15 protein-coding genes are annotated in these 18,017 nt (G+C 63.7%); all 15 read left to right on the top strand.

Features of this window, described 5'->3' with window-relative positions; genetic code table 11:
- The first annotated feature begins 221 nt into the window (after nt 1–221).
- The 15 genes from HT578_RS03795 to HT578_RS03725 all read left to right on the top strand — a co-directional run bounded on the left by HT578_RS03795 (nt 222) and on the right by HT578_RS03725 (nt 17,793).
- Entirely contained in the window at nt 222–1,139 is a 918-nt protein-coding gene (locus HT578_RS03795) for a phage capsid protein (protein WP_213502224.1), read from the top strand.
- A gap of 67 nt (nt 1,140–1,206) precedes the next feature.
- Nucleotides 1,207–1,647 carry a hypothetical protein gene (locus HT578_RS03790; protein WP_213502223.1) on the top strand — a complete coding sequence of 147 codons (441 nt, stop codon included), beginning with the start codon at nt 1,207–1,209 and terminating at the stop codon, nt 1,645–1,647.
- Between the two features lie 109 nt (nt 1,648–1,756).
- The gene (locus HT578_RS03785) at nt 1,757–1,960 is read left to right on the top strand and encodes a hypothetical protein (RefSeq protein ID WP_213502222.1); all 204 of its coding nucleotides are present in this window, start codon (nt 1,757–1,759) and stop codon (nt 1,958–1,960) included.
- Nucleotides 1,961–1,979: 19 nt separating this feature from the next.
- Nucleotides 1,980–2,597, top strand: a complete 618-nt coding sequence (locus HT578_RS03780) for a phage connector family protein (protein WP_213502221.1) — start codon at nt 1,980–1,982, stop codon at nt 2,595–2,597.
- Nucleotides 2,597–4,861: a phage tail protein gene (locus HT578_RS03775; protein WP_213502220.1), complete on the top strand. Its 2,265-nt coding sequence runs from the start codon at nt 2,597–2,599 to the stop codon at nt 4,859–4,861. Before HT578_RS03780 ends, HT578_RS03775 begins: the two co-directional genes overlap by 1 nt.
- A complete protein-coding gene (locus HT578_RS03770) occupies nt 4,854–5,408 on the top strand; it encodes a hypothetical protein (protein ID WP_213502219.1) in 555 nt (184 codons plus the stop codon). The genes HT578_RS03775 and HT578_RS03770 overlap by 8 nt, the downstream gene beginning before the upstream one ends.
- A complete protein-coding gene (locus HT578_RS03765) occupies nt 5,395–5,844 on the top strand; it encodes a hypothetical protein (protein WP_213502218.1) in 450 nt (149 codons plus the stop codon). The genes HT578_RS03770 and HT578_RS03765 overlap by 14 nt, the downstream gene beginning before the upstream one ends.
- The gene (locus tag HT578_RS03760; RefSeq protein ID WP_213502217.1) at nt 5,844–7,799 is read left to right on the top strand and encodes a hypothetical protein; all 1,956 of its coding nucleotides are present in this window, start codon (nt 5,844–5,846) and stop codon (nt 7,797–7,799) included. Before HT578_RS03765 ends, HT578_RS03760 begins: the two co-directional genes overlap by 1 nt.
- Nucleotides 7,796–10,642 (top strand): lysozyme family protein, encoded by a 2,847-nt coding sequence (locus HT578_RS03755; protein WP_213502216.1) that lies wholly within the window; start codon nt 7,796–7,798, stop codon nt 10,640–10,642. Before HT578_RS03760 ends, HT578_RS03755 begins: the two co-directional genes overlap by 4 nt.
- Complete coding sequence (locus tag HT578_RS03750; RefSeq protein ID WP_213502215.1) at nt 10,639–13,086, top strand: hypothetical protein; 2,448 nt, start codon at nt 10,639–10,641, stop codon at nt 13,084–13,086. Before HT578_RS03755 ends, HT578_RS03750 begins: the two co-directional genes overlap by 4 nt.
- The gene (locus tag HT578_RS03745; protein WP_213502214.1) at nt 13,083–15,965 is read left to right on the top strand and encodes a hypothetical protein; all 2,883 of its coding nucleotides are present in this window, start codon (nt 13,083–13,085) and stop codon (nt 15,963–15,965) included. The genes HT578_RS03750 and HT578_RS03745 overlap by 4 nt, the downstream gene beginning before the upstream one ends.
- Nucleotides 15,943–16,389 carry a hypothetical protein gene (locus HT578_RS03740; protein WP_213502213.1) on the top strand — a complete coding sequence of 149 codons (447 nt, stop codon included), beginning with the start codon at nt 15,943–15,945 and terminating at the stop codon, nt 16,387–16,389. Before HT578_RS03745 ends, HT578_RS03740 begins: the two co-directional genes overlap by 23 nt.
- Nucleotides 16,386–17,165, top strand: coding sequence for an N-acetylmuramoyl-L-alanine amidase (locus HT578_RS03735; protein WP_213502212.1), 780 nt, complete (start codon nt 16,386–16,388; stop codon nt 17,163–17,165). The genes HT578_RS03740 and HT578_RS03735 overlap by 4 nt, the downstream gene beginning before the upstream one ends.
- Nucleotides 17,162–17,389 (top strand): hypothetical protein, encoded by a 228-nt coding sequence (locus tag HT578_RS03730; RefSeq protein ID WP_213502211.1) that lies wholly within the window; start codon nt 17,162–17,164, stop codon nt 17,387–17,389. Before HT578_RS03735 ends, HT578_RS03730 begins: the two co-directional genes overlap by 4 nt.
- The gene (locus tag HT578_RS03725; protein ID WP_239026473.1) at nt 17,386–17,793 is read left to right on the top strand and encodes a hypothetical protein; all 408 of its coding nucleotides are present in this window, start codon (nt 17,386–17,388) and stop codon (nt 17,791–17,793) included. Before HT578_RS03730 ends, HT578_RS03725 begins: the two co-directional genes overlap by 4 nt.
- Nucleotides 17,794–18,017 lie beyond the last annotated feature (224 nt).

Here is an 18,017-nt window from a genome sequence, read left to right as displayed (position 1 = left end):
ACACCGCGAGTCGCGTGGATCATTTTTCAGGCTCGCAAGGCCCCGGGGGGATTTCCTCCCGGGGCTTCGCTCCAAGACCTGGCCAAGCCTCGATACGCCCCGGGCCCTGTGTGGATGCACCGCCGATCCCGTGGCGTTAAACGGCAGAGAGGCCGGGCGTTTCGCCCCCAAGCCCTTCGCAGCAACTCCGATGGTTTTGTTTCGAACGAAGGGCATGGCGTATGTCTGTCGAAAATACACAGCAGCTGAAGTACCAGAACAACCTCGAGATGGAGCTGCAGCTGCAGACCTCTCCGCTCGAAGCGGCCGTCACGGTCCAGAGCGATGCAAGTGCCAGCAAGATCAAGATCAAGGATCTGGTCGGCAATGGCGAACCGCAGGAAGACGACGAGCGTGAAGGCACGACCAAGTGGCAGCGCACGACGTTCGACGGCGTCTGGATCCCCAAGCCGAACGAGCTTTACTACGCCGAGATCATCGAGAACGCCGATCAGCTGCAGACCGCGATCGGCCTGCAGGGCGCGGCGACGAAGAACGGCAGCGGTGTCGTCAACCGCGCCAAGACCCGCCGCATCCTGGAAGGTTTCTACGGGAACCGGATCAGCGGCAAGGAAGGCACCACGGTCAATGCCTTTCCGGCGGGCAGCTACATCGACGTGGACACCGGCGCGGCCGCAGCTGCGAAGATGAACACGGCCAAGCTGCGCGGCGCAAACAAGTTCCTGACGCAGAACTACGTGCCCGACGAGGCCGAGCGCTACATGGTACTGACGGCCGACGACAACGACGCACTGCTGACCGAGGTGCCCGCGACGAGCGCCGACTTCACGGCGGCGTACCAGGGCGTGTTCAACAAGGGCAAGATCATGTCCATGCTGGGCTGGAATTTCATCCACCTCGAGCTCGACAATCCGCTGCTCAAGACGGTCCCGGATCTGGCAACCGATGGCAATGGCTACCGCCTCAACCCGTTCTGGGTGAAGCCCGGGCTGGTGCTGAACTTCTGGCAGGCACTGCGTGCCGAGGTCGGCAAGCTGCCCGAACGCCGCTTCATGCCCGGTGTCCTTGCCGGCACGACCTGCGCGGCTTCGCGCACGCAGGAAGGCATGACGGGCATCATCCGCAACGTGAAGGGCTGATTTCAGCGCGGCGGGGTTAGCCCTGCCGCCTGATCTTCGGTGTTCGAATTTTCGGGAGTAACAACACATGGCAGACCATTATGTGGCACAGCAGGTTGGCGTGGCCGATGGTACCGAATTTCCCGCCCAGCGCGCCGATGCGCGCCAGGTGGGGGCCCACAGGCGCACTATCCTGGCGAGCAAGGTCCCCGGCACCGCCTGGGCTTCGGGCGATCGGGTGTATCTGGGCAAGAAGCGCGTGGGTGAGACGATCGTGGGGATCCGGCTGTGCACCGGGACCTCGCTGGGCACCTCCACCGTCGATGTGGGCAATGGCACCACGGCCGACAAGTACGTGGATGGCGCGACCCTTGCCGCGACCGACGTGCCGACCGCGATCGGCCCCAAGGCGTCCACCCTCGACGATGGCGGCGCGGCCGCCGATGAGGAAATCTGGGCGACGATCGGTGTGGCGGCGATTGCCGCGGCCACCGTTCTGACCTTCGAGATCGAGCTTTGCGGGGCCTGAGCGCTTCGTGACGATCTTGCGGCCGGGCGCGCAAGCCGGCCGCCCGGGGGCGCTGCCGCATCGACACCGATAGCGCCCCCGATCTTCCTTCTTCCAGGAGTACCAGGCGATGGCCTTTACCGCATCTTTCGAGATCAAGCTGGGCGCCGGCGACAAGGGCGATGTGACAATCGGCGCCGGCGCGGCCGAGGCGGCGACCGACCAGATGACGCTGAACATCGATGCGACCAAGATGAGCAAGGGCGAGGCGCTGCTGCTGGTCGAAAAGCTGGGCCACGCGATCAGTGCGGCCGACTGGCCGGTGAACGCCTGATAGACGGGAGCCTGGTCCCGTGTCGATCGAGACGGTCATTGCCAACAACGCACTGGTGCACATCGGATCGGAAAGCCGCATCCTGAGCTTGCAGGACGACGCGCACGTGGCGCGTGTTCTGCGCGAGGTGTGGCAGCTGCAGCGCCGTTCGACCATCCGGGACGGCGATTGGAATTTCGCTTCGCGCCGCATCGGGCTGCCTGCCGAAGCAAACGTGGATCCGGGCGAGATCTATCCCTGGGCCTATCGCTATCCCCTGCCGGGCGCATCGCTGCGGCTGATCGAGGTGCTGAGCCCTGGGGTGGGCAGTACCTATCAGGTGGAAGGCAAGTCGGTCCTCGCCAACCAGGCGGGGCCGCTTTTCGTGCGGTATGCGATCGATGTGACCGAGGCGGCTGATTGGGATGAAAGCTTCGGCGATGCCTTCTCCTGGCGGCTTGCCTGGATCTGTGGACGGCGGATTGCCGGGTCCGCGTTCAGCGAGGAAAGCGCCTTTCAGAATTACAGGGACGCGCTGAGCAAGGCCAAGCGCCACGACGTGCGCGAGAACCCGCCGATCGAGCAGGAAGAGAGCAGCTGGATCGAGGCGCGGTTCGGGTGTGAAGGTTCCATGCGGCCCGGTTGGGAAATGAGCTGATGACGGGGTATCGCATCGTCCAGCTGGCGTTCCTGGCCGGCGAGCTCGACCCGCTGCTGGGGGCGCGTGTCGACACCGAAAGCTATCGCTATGGCCTGGAGACTTGCGAGAATTTCGTGCCGGTCAACGAGGGGCCGCTGATCAAGCGTCCAGGCTTCGAGTACATCGGGGATGCCGATGAAACGACGACCTGGCTGGGGGCCTTCCGGTTTTCGATCACACAGGAATACGTGATCGAGTGGGGTGAGGAGAAGGCGCGCTTCTACACCAACGGGGCGCAGATCATCGAAGAAGGAACCGGCGATCCCTACGAGATCGTGACGCCTTATCCGGCTGAGGTGGCATCGAGCCTGTGGACGCAGCAAAGCTATGACCGGCTGTACATCGATCATCCCGACTACGAGCCTGGATCGCTGGTGCGCAGTGACGCCACCACGTTCGCGCACGAGACGAGCATCCTGAGGAACGGTCCGTTCCTGGATGAGAATACGAACGAGGACATCACTGTCACGGTGGCCGGGACGCTGACCGTGGGCGGTGTCGTGACGATCAATGCGAGCGAGGATATCTTTGAAGCCGGAGACGTCGGCGGCTTGTTCCGGATCGAGGCGAAGGATTTCAGCGACATCAAATCGTGGGAAACCAACGTCAGCGATATCGAGGTGGGGGAAATCCTGCGGTCGGACGGAAAAGCCTATACGGCCCAGAGCACCGGGACGACAGGCACGGTCACGCCGACGCACGATGTCGGGAGTGAATGGGACGGAAGCCGTCATGCAAAAGCGGCGGATGGATCCAGCGCGGTGTTCGGTGTACGTTGGGCATATCGCTACGACAGGTACGGCATCGTTGAAATCACGGGCTTTACCAACGCCGGGCAAGTGACCGGCACGGTAAAGCGGCGCTTGCCTGATAGCCTGACCAGCGTGCCAAGCGATTATTGGGCTTTTGGCGCATTTTCGCCCCGACGCGGATATCCTTCGATTGTGCTGCATTGGAACAGCCGCCAGATCCACCTCAAGGATTTCGATATCTATTCGAGTGTCGCGGGCGACTTCGGTGAGGGACGGGTCAACTTCCAGACGTTGGATAGCAGTGGCATCCCCCAGGCGGACCTGGGCTTTCGGCGCACCCTGGCGACCGAAGATCCCGTGCTGTGGGCGACGGCTGACCGCAAGCTGTTGATCGGAACGGCAAGCCGCGAGCTGATGGTGGGTCAGCTCAACACGCAGGAAGCGATCACCGGCGAGAATATCCAGAGCGAAGTCCAGAGCTTCTATGGTTCGGAACAGGTTACGCCGTTGCAGATCGGGATCAGCACGATCTTCGTGGAACGCGGCGGACGCCGGCTGCGTGCGGCCGGATACGATCTGGCGACCGATCGTTATGTCCCGGGTGACCTGACCGCAGCATCGCGCAGCGTGACCAAGGGCGGGATCCTTCAGATGGCCTACCAGCGCATCCCGCATGGCCTGGCCTATGCCCTGCGGGGCGATGGTCAGCTGGTGACGCATCCTGACACGCGCGGCGAAGTGAAAGGCTTTTCGCGAACGGTGTTGGGCGGTGGCGGGCAGGCCAAATCGATCGTTTCTGTTTTGGGCGAAGACGGAAAGACCGACGAGCTGTGGGCGCTGGTCGAGCGCACGGGTGGCGATGGATCGACGCGCAAGGAAATCTGGCGCCAGATGCCCTGGCGCGAGCTGGGGGACGACGCGGCCGAGGGGTTCTATGTCGACTGCGGTACCCGCGCTGAGGCGACTGCCGGGCAGACCGAGTTTACCGGCGCCGTGCACCTGGCCGGTCAGACGATCGTTGCGCTGGCGAACGGCGCTGTGATCCGGAACATTCTGGTCGCGGATGATGGCAGCTTCACGCTGCCGGAAAGTGCAGTTCCGAGCACGCCGTATACGCTGGTGATTGGGCTGCCCTATACCGCGACGGCGACGATGCTGCGGCCGAACGTAACATCGGATGCCGGGCCAAGCCTGGGCCTGAAATATCAGATCAAGAAGGTCATGGCGCGTGTGCTTGAGGCGTTCGGCCTGAAGGGGGGGGAGCTTGGCCGGCCGCTGGAGACGCTGATCCGCAGACCCGGAGATACGCCGATGGGATCGGCCGCTGCGCTGCAATCGGGTGACTTTGGGGAAAATGTGGAAGGTGCCTTCGGGCGGGACGGCCGCCTGACGTTGATTTCGGCAGACCCCCTGCCAGCGATTGTGAGTGCGACCGTGATGCGCGTGGAAATGGACAGCCGCGATGCGTGAGGCGGTGACCCTTTCCCGGCTTGTTCCGCAGGATCTCCTTCAGTTGGAGCGCCAGCCTTCGCAGCGGCTGTTCCTGGGTACGGATGGAACGATTTCGGCCGCGGAGGCGGAAGGGCTGGCAGCGATGCCGCAGGCCTGGTGTGTGCATCGTGGATCGGTGCCCATCGCGTGTTTCGGTGTGAGCGAGCTGTTCCCCGGGCAGCACGGGGTGGCGTGGGCGATGCTGGGCAGCGGGCTTGGCGCGGATCATCTGCGCCTGACCCGCTTCGTGCGCGCGAAACTGGCGGCCTGCCAGCTCAACCGGATTGAGACCTTCGTGCGCTGTGTGGACGTGGAGCACCTGCTGGCGCGATCGCCGCAGCTGGACAGCGGGCACCTGGTGGCGTTGGCGATGCTGAGCCCGACGGCGGAATGTCGCTGGGCCGCCATGCTGGGGTTCCGGCCAGCGCACGTGCTGCGCCGTTATGGCGCGGGCGATGAAACCTACATGATGATGGAGCGGATCCTTCCGCCGCTTCCCTGGGAGGTCGGCGATGCAGTCTCCTGAAATGGCAATTTCCGGCCGGTTGATCCAGGGCATCGGTGGGCTTCGTGCCGGCAATGCGGCAAAGCGTCAGGCGGATGCCCAGGCGCGCGAGGTGGAAAGTGCGGCAGCGGCGCAGGAACTGCGCGTGCGGCGCGAAGCGCGAAAGGCAATGGGCAGGCAGATTGCCGCCAATTTCGGCAACGGTCTGCAGGGCGGTTCGGGATCGGCGCTGGATGCGCTGATGGAGAGTCAGATCAACGCCGAGCTCGACGCGATGACGCTGCGGCGTGAAGCTTCGAGCAAGGCGCTGGCGCTGCGTGCGCAGGGTGGACAGACGCAGACGCAGGGCCAGTGGTCGCTTCTTGAGGGGATGTTCGGCGCGGGCAGTGCGGTTGCGGGCATGCGCGATGACTGGGCGGCGGTGCGGCGGGGCACCACGGCCACAGGGGGGTACTGATGGCGGGATATGAAAGCCGCATCATGCCGCAGGCTGCGACGGTTGCGCCGGCGCCCGACGCGCAGAGCTTTGGTGCGGGGTTTGGCGCGCAACTGGGACAAGCGGGCGACGAAGCGCATCGGCGCGAGGTGCGGCGCTACCAGCTGGAACGCCAGCAGACGGCCGATCAGGAGGCGAGCAGCTTTGCGCATGCCTATGCCCTGCATCGCCAGAACATGGATGGGTTCGTGCAGCAGCTGCGCACGAACCCCACGCGGGCGGACTATGGCGAGCATGTGGCGCAGGTGGAGGAGGCCGACCAGGCCGCGCGCGCGGCAATGCTGGATGGCATCACCGAAACCAGCGTGCGCATGCGGGCCGAACAGCAGCTGGATGATTACCGCGTGCGCCTGGTGGGGCAGGAAGGCGAGTTCGCGGCCGGGCAGCGCGCGGCCAAGACGAGGCTGGATGCGCAGGCGGTCATGGATCTGGGCGCGAACCGGGTTCGGCACGCCGATAATTTCAGTACCTGGACGGGCGAGATCGAGGACTGGCACGGTTACGTTGAGGGGCTCCAGGGCATAACTCCTGCGCAAAAGCAGGCCTTTATCCGGGAGGGCGAGCAGGCTTACACCGTCTCGTTCGTCAACCATCTCAACGATACCGATCCGGCCAGCGCCTTGGCGCAGCTGGATAAGGGGGTGTTTGACAGTTTCCTCTCGGCTGCGCAGATCGATCAGCTGCGCAGCGGTTCACAAGTGGAAATGCGGCGCCTTGAGGCCGCCGCGGCACATGAGGCGAACCTGCAGAAGGCGGCTGCGCGCGAGAGCATCGCGACGCTCAAGGAAAAGGCCAGTCAGGGGATCGATGTTTCGGCCGACCTGCCTGGCGCGATCGCGGCGGCACAGGCGATGGACGATACCTCAACCGTTGCCGAGCTGCAGGGCCTGGCGCGCGACAATGTGTTCGCCCGGACTTGGGGTAGCGCTTCGCCGTTGACGCGTGAGCAGCGGTTGCTGGCGCTGAAGGGCAAGCCGGCGGGTGAGCGGAGCGAAGACGAGCAGGCCGAGCTCAAATGGCTGACCGATAAGAAGAGCTCGCTGGACAGCCAGTTCGATGCCGATCCCGTGGGCTTCGCGGCCGCGACAGCGCCCGATGGTTATGCGCCCCCCGCGATCGTGGACTGGACACCGGCCGAGTTGCAGGCGCGCGAAGCGTGGATGCGTAAGGCATCCGGGGCTTACGGTAGTATGCGCCCGCTGAGCAGGGCTGAAGTTAGCGCATTGCAAGAACGGGCAACCGCGAACGATCAGGGCTACCGAAAGGTCCTGGCGAGTCTTGGCGAGGGGTTTTCGGGTCGGACCGCCATGCGGGCGGTGCGGCAGGTATTGCCTGGGGACAATTTCGCGTCGACGGCCGTGGCGCTTCATCCAGCACTACAGCGTCAGGCGCTGGACGGGCGCGATCTGCGCAAGGCCAATCCCGGGATCCTGAAGCCGCTGGACGACAAGGAAGGCGAGGCGATCGCGGGCCTGAAAGCTGGCTTCCATCAGATGATGCGCACGCTGCCGGCCGGGCAGCGCGAGGGGATCATCGACGTGGCCGAAGCAATTTCAGCCGATGCCTTGGCCAAGCATGGCCTGTTGAGCGACCAGATGACGCGCGCGATGATGCTGCGCACTCTGGACAGTGCATTGGGATCCCGCGGAGAGGGTGCCGCTAAAACGGGCGGGATCGGCTTCTGGGGTGGCCATATGTATCTTGTGCCCGATGGGGTGACCAAGAGTGGTTTCGAGCGCGCGGTGACCAAGGCGCTTTCGGGTGGGGCCACGCCGGTCAATCCCGATGGATCGCCCGCGACCTTGCGCAATGCCGCGCCGGTGGCGATCGGGGGCGGCAAGTACCAGTTCTATGTCGGGCAGCGTCTGGTCATGGCCAGCGGCAACAAGCCTTTCGTGCTGACGGTGAAGCCGTGAGCGTTGCTGATACCCTTGAATTTGATCCCGATCGGGCGAACCCGCAGGGTGCGGCCGATACGCGGCCGCCGCCCGCCTGGTACGATTTCAACTGGGAGGGGACCAAGGCCTCGGCCGAGCAGGCCTATTGGGATGTGCCCGGGCGCAACCGTGAAACGCGCAGCGCCGAGATCATGGCGGCGGCATCGGCGCTGGCGCAGCTGAACGGGCGATCGAGCAACCGGTACATGGTAATCCCCTATGGCGCGCCGGGGGAAATGCCGATCGCCAATGAGGCGGCCTTCTGGTCCGACCTGGCCGAACTGCGCAAGACGCAGCCCGACGCCCTGAGCGACTTCGCGCGCGATCGAGCCGATTACGATGCCAGGCGCAAAATGGCGTTCGCCGAAGGGGACGCCGATCGGGCCGAGCGCATGAAGCACAACGGGTTCCTGGGTAATCTGGCCGGAGGGATGGCTGGCGCCTTCACCGATCCGATCAACCTGGCGACGCTGCCCTTGGGCGGCTTCGGCAAGTCGGCCGCGCAGCGGATCATCACCGAGGGGCTGGTGCAGGCGGGAATCCAAACGGCTGAATTGCCCTTGCTGGCCCTTGAGCGGGACAGTCAGGGGCGAGAGCTGACCGGGCGAGAGGCTGCGTGGTTCGTGGGGATGGGCGGCCTTGGCGGCATGGCTTTTCGAGGGGCTGGCGAGGGCGGCGCCGTTGCCGCGCGCAAGGCCTGGGCGAAGGTGCCTTGGGATGCGAAGGCTGCGCTGGCCTTGCGTTTTTCCGGAACCGGGCGGCAGCTGACCCCGGACCAGATGGCGGCGATCCACGTGACGCTGCGCGATGCGGAGGTGGACGCGACGAGCCCGTTCGTGCGCAGGCACGACGCGCTTGAGGCGCATGGGCGGAAAATCGACGAGACGATTGCCGAACTGGGCCGCGTGCCCGAACCGGCGCGCGCGGGCGCGCCGGGGCAAATGGGAAGCGGGGGCGCGCCTGCGATCGAAACCTACATGCGCAAGGTGCGCGGCCCGGAGAGCGGGGGCGATGACGCGGCGGTAAACCCGTTCAACGGCAAGGCGGTGGGGCGCTACCAGTTCATGCCGGACACCTGGGTAAGCTATTACAAGCGGGCGATCGGTGGGCGGGGCCTGTCGCGCGAGCAGATCCTGGCGCTGCGCACGAACGGCGAGGTGCAGGACCGGGTGATGCGCTTCAAGGTCGCGGACGATGCCGCGTATCTGCGTGGCCATGGTTTCCCGGTGACCCAGGCCAATCTGTACCTGGTGCATTTCGCCGGGCAGGCGGGTGCCCGCAAAGTTCTGACCAATCCGGGAGTGCGCGTTGCGACGCTGCTGGGCCAGGCGGTCGAGGACCAGAACCCGTTCCTGAAGGGCAAGACCGCCCAGGCGATGATTGACTACACCGAGCGGCATATGGGCGGCGCCGCCGGCGAGGTGCGGGCAGGCGATGCCGGGGGCATGATGGATCCGGATGGCGTGATCGCCCGGCCCGAGGCGCTGGATGCGCAGCGCCCGCTGGTCGAGATGCCCGAACTTGATCGAGGGCTGTTTGCCAGTGAGGCGGAGTGGCGCAGGGCCCAGGATGAACTGGATGCGCAGGCACTGGGCATCGACGCTGGGGAACTGCGGCAGGCGCGCTGGATAGAGGCGCGCGACCGGCTGTTGGATGCCCAGGAAGGCGAAGTGCAGGGCGTGCTTTGGCATCCCGAGGTTGGTTCGATCGACCTGAAGTGGGGCAATGCCGACACCGGACTGGCCAAGATCGCGGCCAGACACGGGGAAGTGCTCGAGGATCTCCCTCGGCTGCTGGAAAGCATGGGGCTGAAGAGCCGTTCGGAAAATCGCGTGATCCTGCAGAGCCTGGACCACCGGGCGGTCATCCGCCTCGATTACGATGGAGAGGCGCAGAACTGGTTGCTTTCTGCCTATCAGGTTAGAGGAAAGGCCCCGCCGCAAGCGGACTACCGAGGTGCCAGCGGTGGCGCGCAGGACCGCTCCCCTGCGCTCGGGGCGGATCGCAATATAGATCCGGTCGACCAGATGGACAAGGCCGTTACCCGGCAGATCCTGGATGAGAACACCAGCCCGGTGCGCGTGGGGGACCTGGCCAAGGATGCCTCGCGCGTGCAGCGTGGCTTCCTGATCGATCCGCAAGGGCGGATATTCCAGCTGAATGAAGGTTTCGAGCACGTTGATTTCGGGCGTGCGGCCAGCGCGGAGGAAGCGGCCGGGTTTGCTGCCCTGACGACATATGGCAAGGAAATCGCCTTGCGGCGGGCGGCGCAGCCGACGCCAGCGCAGACCCGGGCTATCGAAAAGCTGACGAAGGCAGCAACGCGCGAAGGGCGCGAGGTGACCGAAGGTGGCCTTCTGGGTGATATCGATACCGCCTATCCGGCTGTGCCTTCGCGGACGGACATCGACAGTCCTGCCATGCGCGATGAGCTTGAGGCCGAAGGCCTGGCCGGGCCGGTTGTTACCGATCGCGAGGCGGGCGCGGCGTTTGACGATCCGCGTGGCGAGGGCGTTGCCCGTGCAGCGGACACGGCCTGGCACGATATACAGGCCGCGCAGGATATGGCGCGCGAGAGTGGAGCGGCGATCGATGAGGCCGAGGCGGCGCTGGCGGCTGTCGATCCGGAGCTGGTCGACCAGATCAATCGCGAGATCGGCGAGGCGCTGGGGGGCGAAGCCTACCAGATGAGCTTCGACCTGGGCGACGGAAAGGGTGAGCGCACGCTGGCCGACATCGAGGCGGAGTTGCGGGCGGACGAGGAAGCCATTGCAACAATCGAGAGCTGCCTGACGCCAGGGCCGATGGGAGGCGGGGCATGAGTATTTCGGTATGCGTGGCGGGGTTGATCGCGGAAGGCAGGATCCCGCAAGGGCAGGCGGCCGAGGCCGACCGGCTTTATGCGCGGCATCTGGCGGGCCTGAGCCGGGACATGCCGATGATGGCGGCCGCTTCGCTGGCGAGCGATCGTACGATTGCGGGGCTGAAGGCGCAGCTCAGCCGCAAGAAGTATCTGGCCGGCCTGGCCGTGCAATCGCGTGCGCGCATCCTGGCCGACATGGCCGGGTTCGACGGAGGCAGGGCGGAAGGCCCGATCGATCCGAGGGCAGGGCCAGCCTTTCTGGCGGCGAGCGACCGTGCGAGTTATTCGAATGTCGATGGGCGGATGCGGGCGGTGCGTGCCCGGGCGCACGGGATGATGAACGAGATCCTGGCGCGGCATTCGACCAATTTGCTGGGCAAGGTGCGCAAGCCGGCCGAGTTGGCCGAGATCGTGCGCGAGCTGTTCCAGGCGGGATCTTCGGGCAGCCTTTCGGCCCGCGAGTTGGCCGACGCCTGGCGTCAGACGGCCGAGATGCTGCGCCAGCGCTTCAACGCCGCCGGTGGGGATATCGGCAAGCTGGAAGACTGGGGGCTGCCCCAGTACCACGATCCGCGCCTGGTGCGGCAGGCAGGATACGACGCTTGGCGCGCGGCCATCAAGGACCGGCTTGACCGATCGCGGATCCTGGACGTGGAGACCGGACGGCCGCTGGATGATGCCGAATTCGAGGATGCGCTGCGCGAGACGTTCGAGCGGATCCGGTCAGACGGGTGGAGCAATCGCGATCCGGGCGTGCAAGGGCAATCCATCCTGGCGAACCGGCGCGGGGAAAGCCGCTTTCTTGTGTTCAAGGGGGCGGATGACTGGATGGAATACCAGTCGCAATTTGGCGCTGCGACCGCGTTTGACGCGATGATGGGACACATCGACGGCATGGCGCGCGATATCGCGATGCTGGAGATCCTGGGCCCCAATCCCAACGCCACACTTGGCTGGCTGAAGGACGTGATCAAGAAGTCCGCGCAGACCGATGCGGCGCCCGACAGCAAGGCGGTGAATCGCGCCGAGGCTGCGCACAAGCAGATGGATCGGCTGATCAATGAGATTACCGGTGCCAGCCAGCGGCCGGAAAACCGGGAGCTGGCTCTCTGGTTCTCCTCATATCGATCTATACAAACCTCGGCCAAGCTTGGCAGCGCAATGCTCTCGGCCGTCACCGACCTCGCGTTCGGGGCGACGACACGGGCCATAAATGGATTGCCGGTAAGCCACATGCTGGGTGACTACCTGAAGCTGTTTAAGCCCGGTTCGATCGAGGACCAGAAGCTGGCTGTACGCCTTGGCCTCATCGCGGACGAGTGGAGCAGCCGCACGGCGGCGCAGGGGCGTTACCTGGGTGAGGAGCTGACGGGCGAGACCTCGCGCCGTCTTGCCGAGGGGGTGATGCGCGTCTCTGGCCTTGCCAGATGGACGCAGGCGGGGCGCTGGGCGCACGGGATGCAGTTGATGGGGGCAATCACCGATGCCCGCACCAAACGCTTCAGTGACCTCGACAAGGGATTTGCGGGCATGTTGGAGCGGTACGGTATCGATGGCGATGCCTGGGATGCGATCCGCAAGACGCCCGTGGAGATTGATCGCGGAGTGGAGTGGATCTTCCCGAAGAACGTGGCGGACCAGGCGCTGGGTGATCGGCTGATGGAAATGGCGGCGCGTGAGGCGGACTTTGCCGTGCCGACACCGGATGTGGCGACGCGTGCGAAGATCAATTCGGTGGCGCCGCGCGGGACCTTGCATGGCGAAATCATCAAGAGCGCAGCGCTTTTCAAGATGTTCGGTATCTCCGTGATTGTCCAGCATGCTCACCGAGCGATGGTTCGCGCTGGCAGTCAGCGCCTCAAGTATGCCGGAGGATTACTGATCGGTTCTACGGTGATGGGGGCGGTCTCGATTTGGCTCGGTGATATTGCCAAGGGCCGAGACCCTCGCAACGCATATGATATTCCCTTCCTGAACGACCGAACGGGTGAACTTGAGCGAAATCCGGGTTTCTGGGGGCAGGCGCTCCTTCAAGGGGGCGGATTTGGCATCTTCGGTGATTTTCTGAAGTCGGCCGATGGCCGTGCAGGGAGTTTGCCGGAAACTATCTCAGGGCCGGTGATCGGCGATTTTTCGAAGTTGATCAATATTCGTAGTGAGCGAGATGCGCTCAAGTTCGTACGCGGACAGATCCCGGGCGGAACACTCTGGTACCTGCGCACTGCGTTCGATCGGGCGGTGGCGGATCAGATCCAGGAAGAGATCGATCCCAACTATCGCCAGGCCTGGCGGCGAATGGACCAGTGGGCCGATGAGCAGGGCACCGATTACTGGTGGGCCCCGGGCGATGCGCTGCCCGAGCGCGCGCCTGAATTTTCCAACATCGCAGGAGATGGCCGATGACGGCGGCAGTCAAGGTTCCCGAGGCGCAGTACATTGAAGATGGCGTGACGCTGAGCTTTCCCAGCCAGTTCCGTTATCTGGATCCTGTCGATCTGGAAGTGGCGCGGATCGAGGACGGTGTGAAAACCGTTCTGAACTTCGAGACACAGTGGACGGCAAGTGATGGTAACAGCGCTGATGGTGGAACGATCACGCTGGCCTCGAGCGTGGCGGGGCAGACACTTCGCATCCGGCGCGCCACTCCGATCAGGCAGCAGACGGATTATGTAGACGGCGGCCGCTTTGAGGCTGAGAGCCATGAACTGGCTCTCGATCGACTTACGCTCATCGCGCAAGATACGCGGATGTTGGTTGACGACATCTTCTTTCGCGGCATCCTGGCCGGAGAAGGGGAGCCCGGCGTTCCCCTCCCCAACGCGCAGGATCGCGCAGGAAAAGGGTGGTTCTTCGACGAGAACGGCGACAACAGCTTCATCAGTCCCGACGATTTTGCTGCACCTGCGGCGGCCGCCGCTGCCGCCGCAGCGGATGCGGCGCTGGAGGCCCAGGGCAGTGCCGCATCGGCTGCGGCAGTCGGAAAATTCTATGACACGATTGCGGAAGGTCTGGCGGCTCAGCCCAACGATGGGGACACCTGGACAACCATTGACCCCGCGGTGAAGTTGCGCAGTTCTGTGGGTGTGTTGACTGGAGAGTTGAACACGCAGCGTTATCTGCGGGCCATCATCACCGACAGTACGGCCGTGCCCGATGGATACCGCCACCTTGGCCCCGTGGCCGATCCGGTGATCCGTCAGGAGGTGGAACTTCGATCGACCCTGGAGCAGTTGGAAATCGTTCGACGCCAGCGCCCGATCTTGAGCGGGTTCAAGTCCCTGCTGGATGGAGTGGTGCCAGCGAATTCGTTGCCGCCTGAGATCACGTTCCACAAGCTGCGTGATGACTACGACGAATGGGCCGCGACCAATGCGATGACCCCCGATGGGCTGCAGCGTAGCCGCTGGTACTTCAACCGGCGCAATGTGGGTGGAACCACGACTGGTGCGCCGGGGCTGTTGTGGATGAGCCGCGTGGATCTCCTGGATGAAAAGGTCGATGTGGTCGCGGCATCCAATTGGGGGGCGGAGCCCATTTCGGAGGGGCAGGCGCCGATTGCTACGAAGGCGACCGGCGACGCGGATAGCCATGCCGGGACCTGGACAGCTTCCTCGACCGTGAATGGCATGGTCGATGTCCGATATTCCAGCGTGTCCGGGGACAAGGCGACCTACACAGTTTCGGGGGCAGAGCGCATTGTCTGGAGGGCATATCATCAAGGGTCCAATTCCGGAGTGTCCCGGGTCACCGTGAAGGAAGCAGGAGTCGAGATTGCGGAGGCTCTCTATGACCTCCCGAGCGATCATCTGGTCCGCAACTACATCTTCAATACCGGCCCGATCTATGTGCCCGTGGCATCCGGCCTGAACAGCACCAGCACCTATACGGTTGAGATCGAGGTCGATGCGTCGAACCCGGCAGGTGGTCGGACCTACGACGGGGGCTTGCGGCTCTATGACGATATCGCTTTCGATGCGGTGGGGCGCCATGGCATTTCCACCGATCAGATACTGGGTGGTGTAACCAGCCAGAAGATGACCTTCGCCGGCGTTGCGGTTGTTTATGCCTTTTCGGACGTCACGGAGATCATCTGGAACTTCGTACAAGATCCGTCCGCCGGGGTCGCCCTCTTCAAGGTGTACGATTCTGCCGGCATCGAGATTTCCGACTATGCGAGTTCGAGCCGGGATTGCTCGGGTCCTGCAGCCCTGGGAAGTGCGATCGTCGCTAGCGGCCTTGCGCGCGGCGACTACTATCTGCGTGTAAAGGTCGGCAAGACCACGAATGGCAACGACCACCGTATCTATGATTTCGGGGCTTCCGGGTATGACGCACAGACGCCGGGAGATGTGGATGTCGATGGCTTCTATTATCGCGGGATGTCGACGACCTATTCCGGGTACGCGTCTGCCGGAAACTCGATCCTGTTTGGAGGTGGCGGCAATATCGAATTCGCCAAGCAGGTGCGCGCAGCCAGCGTGTCCGAGGCTGAATTCGCACTTCAGCCCGATCACTACTACGTCACCGGGGCGCATGAGTACGATAGCAATCCGGTAGACCTGGTGGTGAAGGTCGACGGGGATGAGGTCGACTATGCGGGGGCGACTGCGCCATTCCAGTGGACGGCGCAGGAGCGCGTGGAAGTGGCGTTCAGTATCTTCTATGCCGCCGTTCTGCCCGGCGTTGATCTGCCCGCCGACGCGGCCGAACGGGACGCATACATCAAGGCGAACCCTGTCGGCCGCCTGGATTGGAGCATGATCTTCACGGCGGCCGGCTATTACTGTGGGGTGGTTGATACCGTGCTCGCGGCAGAGGGTATCTTCGACTACCGAAACAACGCCATGATGATGATGGGCCCCACTTCGGACCCGGGTACGGCATTTGGTGACTATGAATTGTCGCGCGACGTCGGCGGTGCATTTCAGACCATGCTGGTGGATGGTTACGGCAAAATCGCAAGCGGGGTTCCTGATGGTGTAGGAATCCCTATCGCCCCGTCCAGTCCCACGAGTGTTTTCTGCAACGACGAGTACGCTGTTGTTGGTCACTGGCTCAATCGGGATGAGGTTCTCTCGAGCCTGGCGGCGTTGGATCCGGCTGCGCAACTGGGCGAATATGGCTTGTACGTCCGCCGTGCTGATGGCCTGCGAAAGCTCTACTCCCTCACGGGCATGGCCGGGAACGGGTATTTTCGCCCGCAGGGACATGCGCTGGAGACGCGTAAGATTTATCGCGCGTACCACGGACAGGCGGCACTTGCCGCAATCGGTGCCGCGTGAACGCGCCATGCAGGAGAAGCGGTTCATGATCTTTGGTGTTGAACCTACCAATCTCGCTCAATGGGGGGTCGCCGGATTGAGCACGGGCGGCGGGATCGGCGCCGCGGTTTGGGGTATGCGGTGGCTGATCGAATTTGCCGGCGGGAGAATGGATAAGCGTGCGGATAGGTTGGACGCCGACATGCGGTTCGTGGTCGAGCAGCTGAAGTCGCAAATCGACCAGCTTACCGAACGGTCGAACGGGATTTCAAACCGCCTGGGCAAAGTTGAGCAGGACTTGGCAGATTGCCAAAAGAAGCACGCAAGCAGTGAAGCCGAAGTCCTGAAGCTCCAGGCAATCCTGCAGGGGCAGGCCGCCTCACGCGAACATGCGCAGCTTATCGTTTCCGCCGAAAGGATGGAGCACATGAAGGAGTCAAAATGACTTATTCGATCAGCAAGGGGATGCTTTACAAGGAAGGCGCGTTGGGGCGTCAGGTGCCGAGCCCGAACCATTCGGGCGCCTACCGCGTCAATCCGACCAAGTTGGTGATGCACTACACCGCGGGCGGCTCGGGATACGGCTCTGCGGCATGGTTGGCCAATCCGAACGCAGGGGCCTCGGCGCACTTCGTGATATGCCGGGAAGGAACGGTGATCCAGTGCGTGAGCGTTGACCGGCGCGCATGGCATGCGGGGAAGTCGCAGTGGGGTGAGCTCACCAATCTCAACAGCTACTCAATCGGGATTGAGCTGGCGAACTGGGGGCCGCTGCGTGACGACGGCACCACGGCTGCGGGCAAGGCGGTCGACTACATCGAAGCTGCGCACAAGAACGGCGGCCGGGTACGCAAGTGGGAGGTCTATCCGCCAGCGCAGATCGTCGCGGCCGAGGCGGTGGCCCGCGCCATCGCGGCCTATCATCCCATCGACGAGATCGTGGGGCACGACGATATCGCCCCGGCGCGCAAGCTTGACCCTGGCCCGGCTTTCGACATGACTGCCTTTCGGAAGGCCGTTCTGGGCCAGGTTCGCGGCAATGCAGCGCCGGAGCGTGGCACGGTAACAGCCTCGAGCCTCAACGTGCGCAGTGGACCAGGCACGACATATCCGGTCGTCTCCGGGCTCTCGCGCGGGCAGAGTGTACCGATCTTGGAGCGCCGGCGCGAGTGGATCTCGATCGCGCCGGGGCAGTGGGTCTTTGGCGAGTACGTGCGGTGAAGCTGCTCAAGGACCTGCTGTACACCAGGGACAACGCATCACTCGACATATCGCGGCTTTCGTCACTGCTGTCGGTGGTAGCCTTCTGGGGAGGCGTCTTCTGGCTGCTGGCCACCAAGGGCGAATTCGATCCTGTCCAGACCGGTACGGGTTGCGCGGCTATCTTCGCCGGTGCCGCGGGCTGGATCCACTTTCGCCAGAAACATGAAGGGCCCAGGCCGTGAGCATTCTGATCCCGACCTGGGTGAGGCTTGTCATGGCTGGAACTATCACGGTTGTAACATTCGGTGCTGGGTGGACCGTTCGCGATTGGAAGCGCGATGCGGAAGTTCTGGCGAGCATCGAGGATGCGGCAGCGCAAGTCAAAAAGCAGACCGACCGAATCGATGTGGCCGCTGCAACCTATGAAAAGGAGCGAGCCGATGCAGATGTTCGATCAACGGTGCGAGAAAGTACGATCCGTGAAATCTACAAGGATCGTCCGGTTTCTGTGGACTGTGCCGTTCCTGATGTTGCTCGAAGCGTGCTCGGGGACGCCGTCCGTGAGGCGAACGCCCGGGCTGCAGGCCAATCTGCGGCAACCGTGCCAAGCCCTGCAGCCGCCACCAGCGCCGTTGATAGACCCTGAGCGGGGCGTGTGGGAAAATGGTTTGATTGCGGCCTATGGCGACTGCGCGGCACGCCATCGTGCAACGGTCCAAGCGTGGCCGAAGTAGCAATGAGATTGTCGGTGTGGAACTGAATGTTGGAATTCCAACATTCGAAATGTTGGAATGATCTGCCTAAATCGTTGAAAACGGTGACGGGTCCACCATGGGTCGTTTTCCTAGAACTCCTCTGACGCCTCAACGT

The sequence above is a fragment of the Novosphingobium decolorationis genome (genome assembly GCF_018417475.1).
GTDB classification, from domain to species: domain Bacteria; phylum Pseudomonadota; class Alphaproteobacteria; order Sphingomonadales; family Sphingomonadaceae; genus Novosphingobium; species Novosphingobium decolorationis.
Note: the sequence above shows the minus strand (reverse complement) of the source record. Positions and strands in the feature narration are given on the sequence as shown.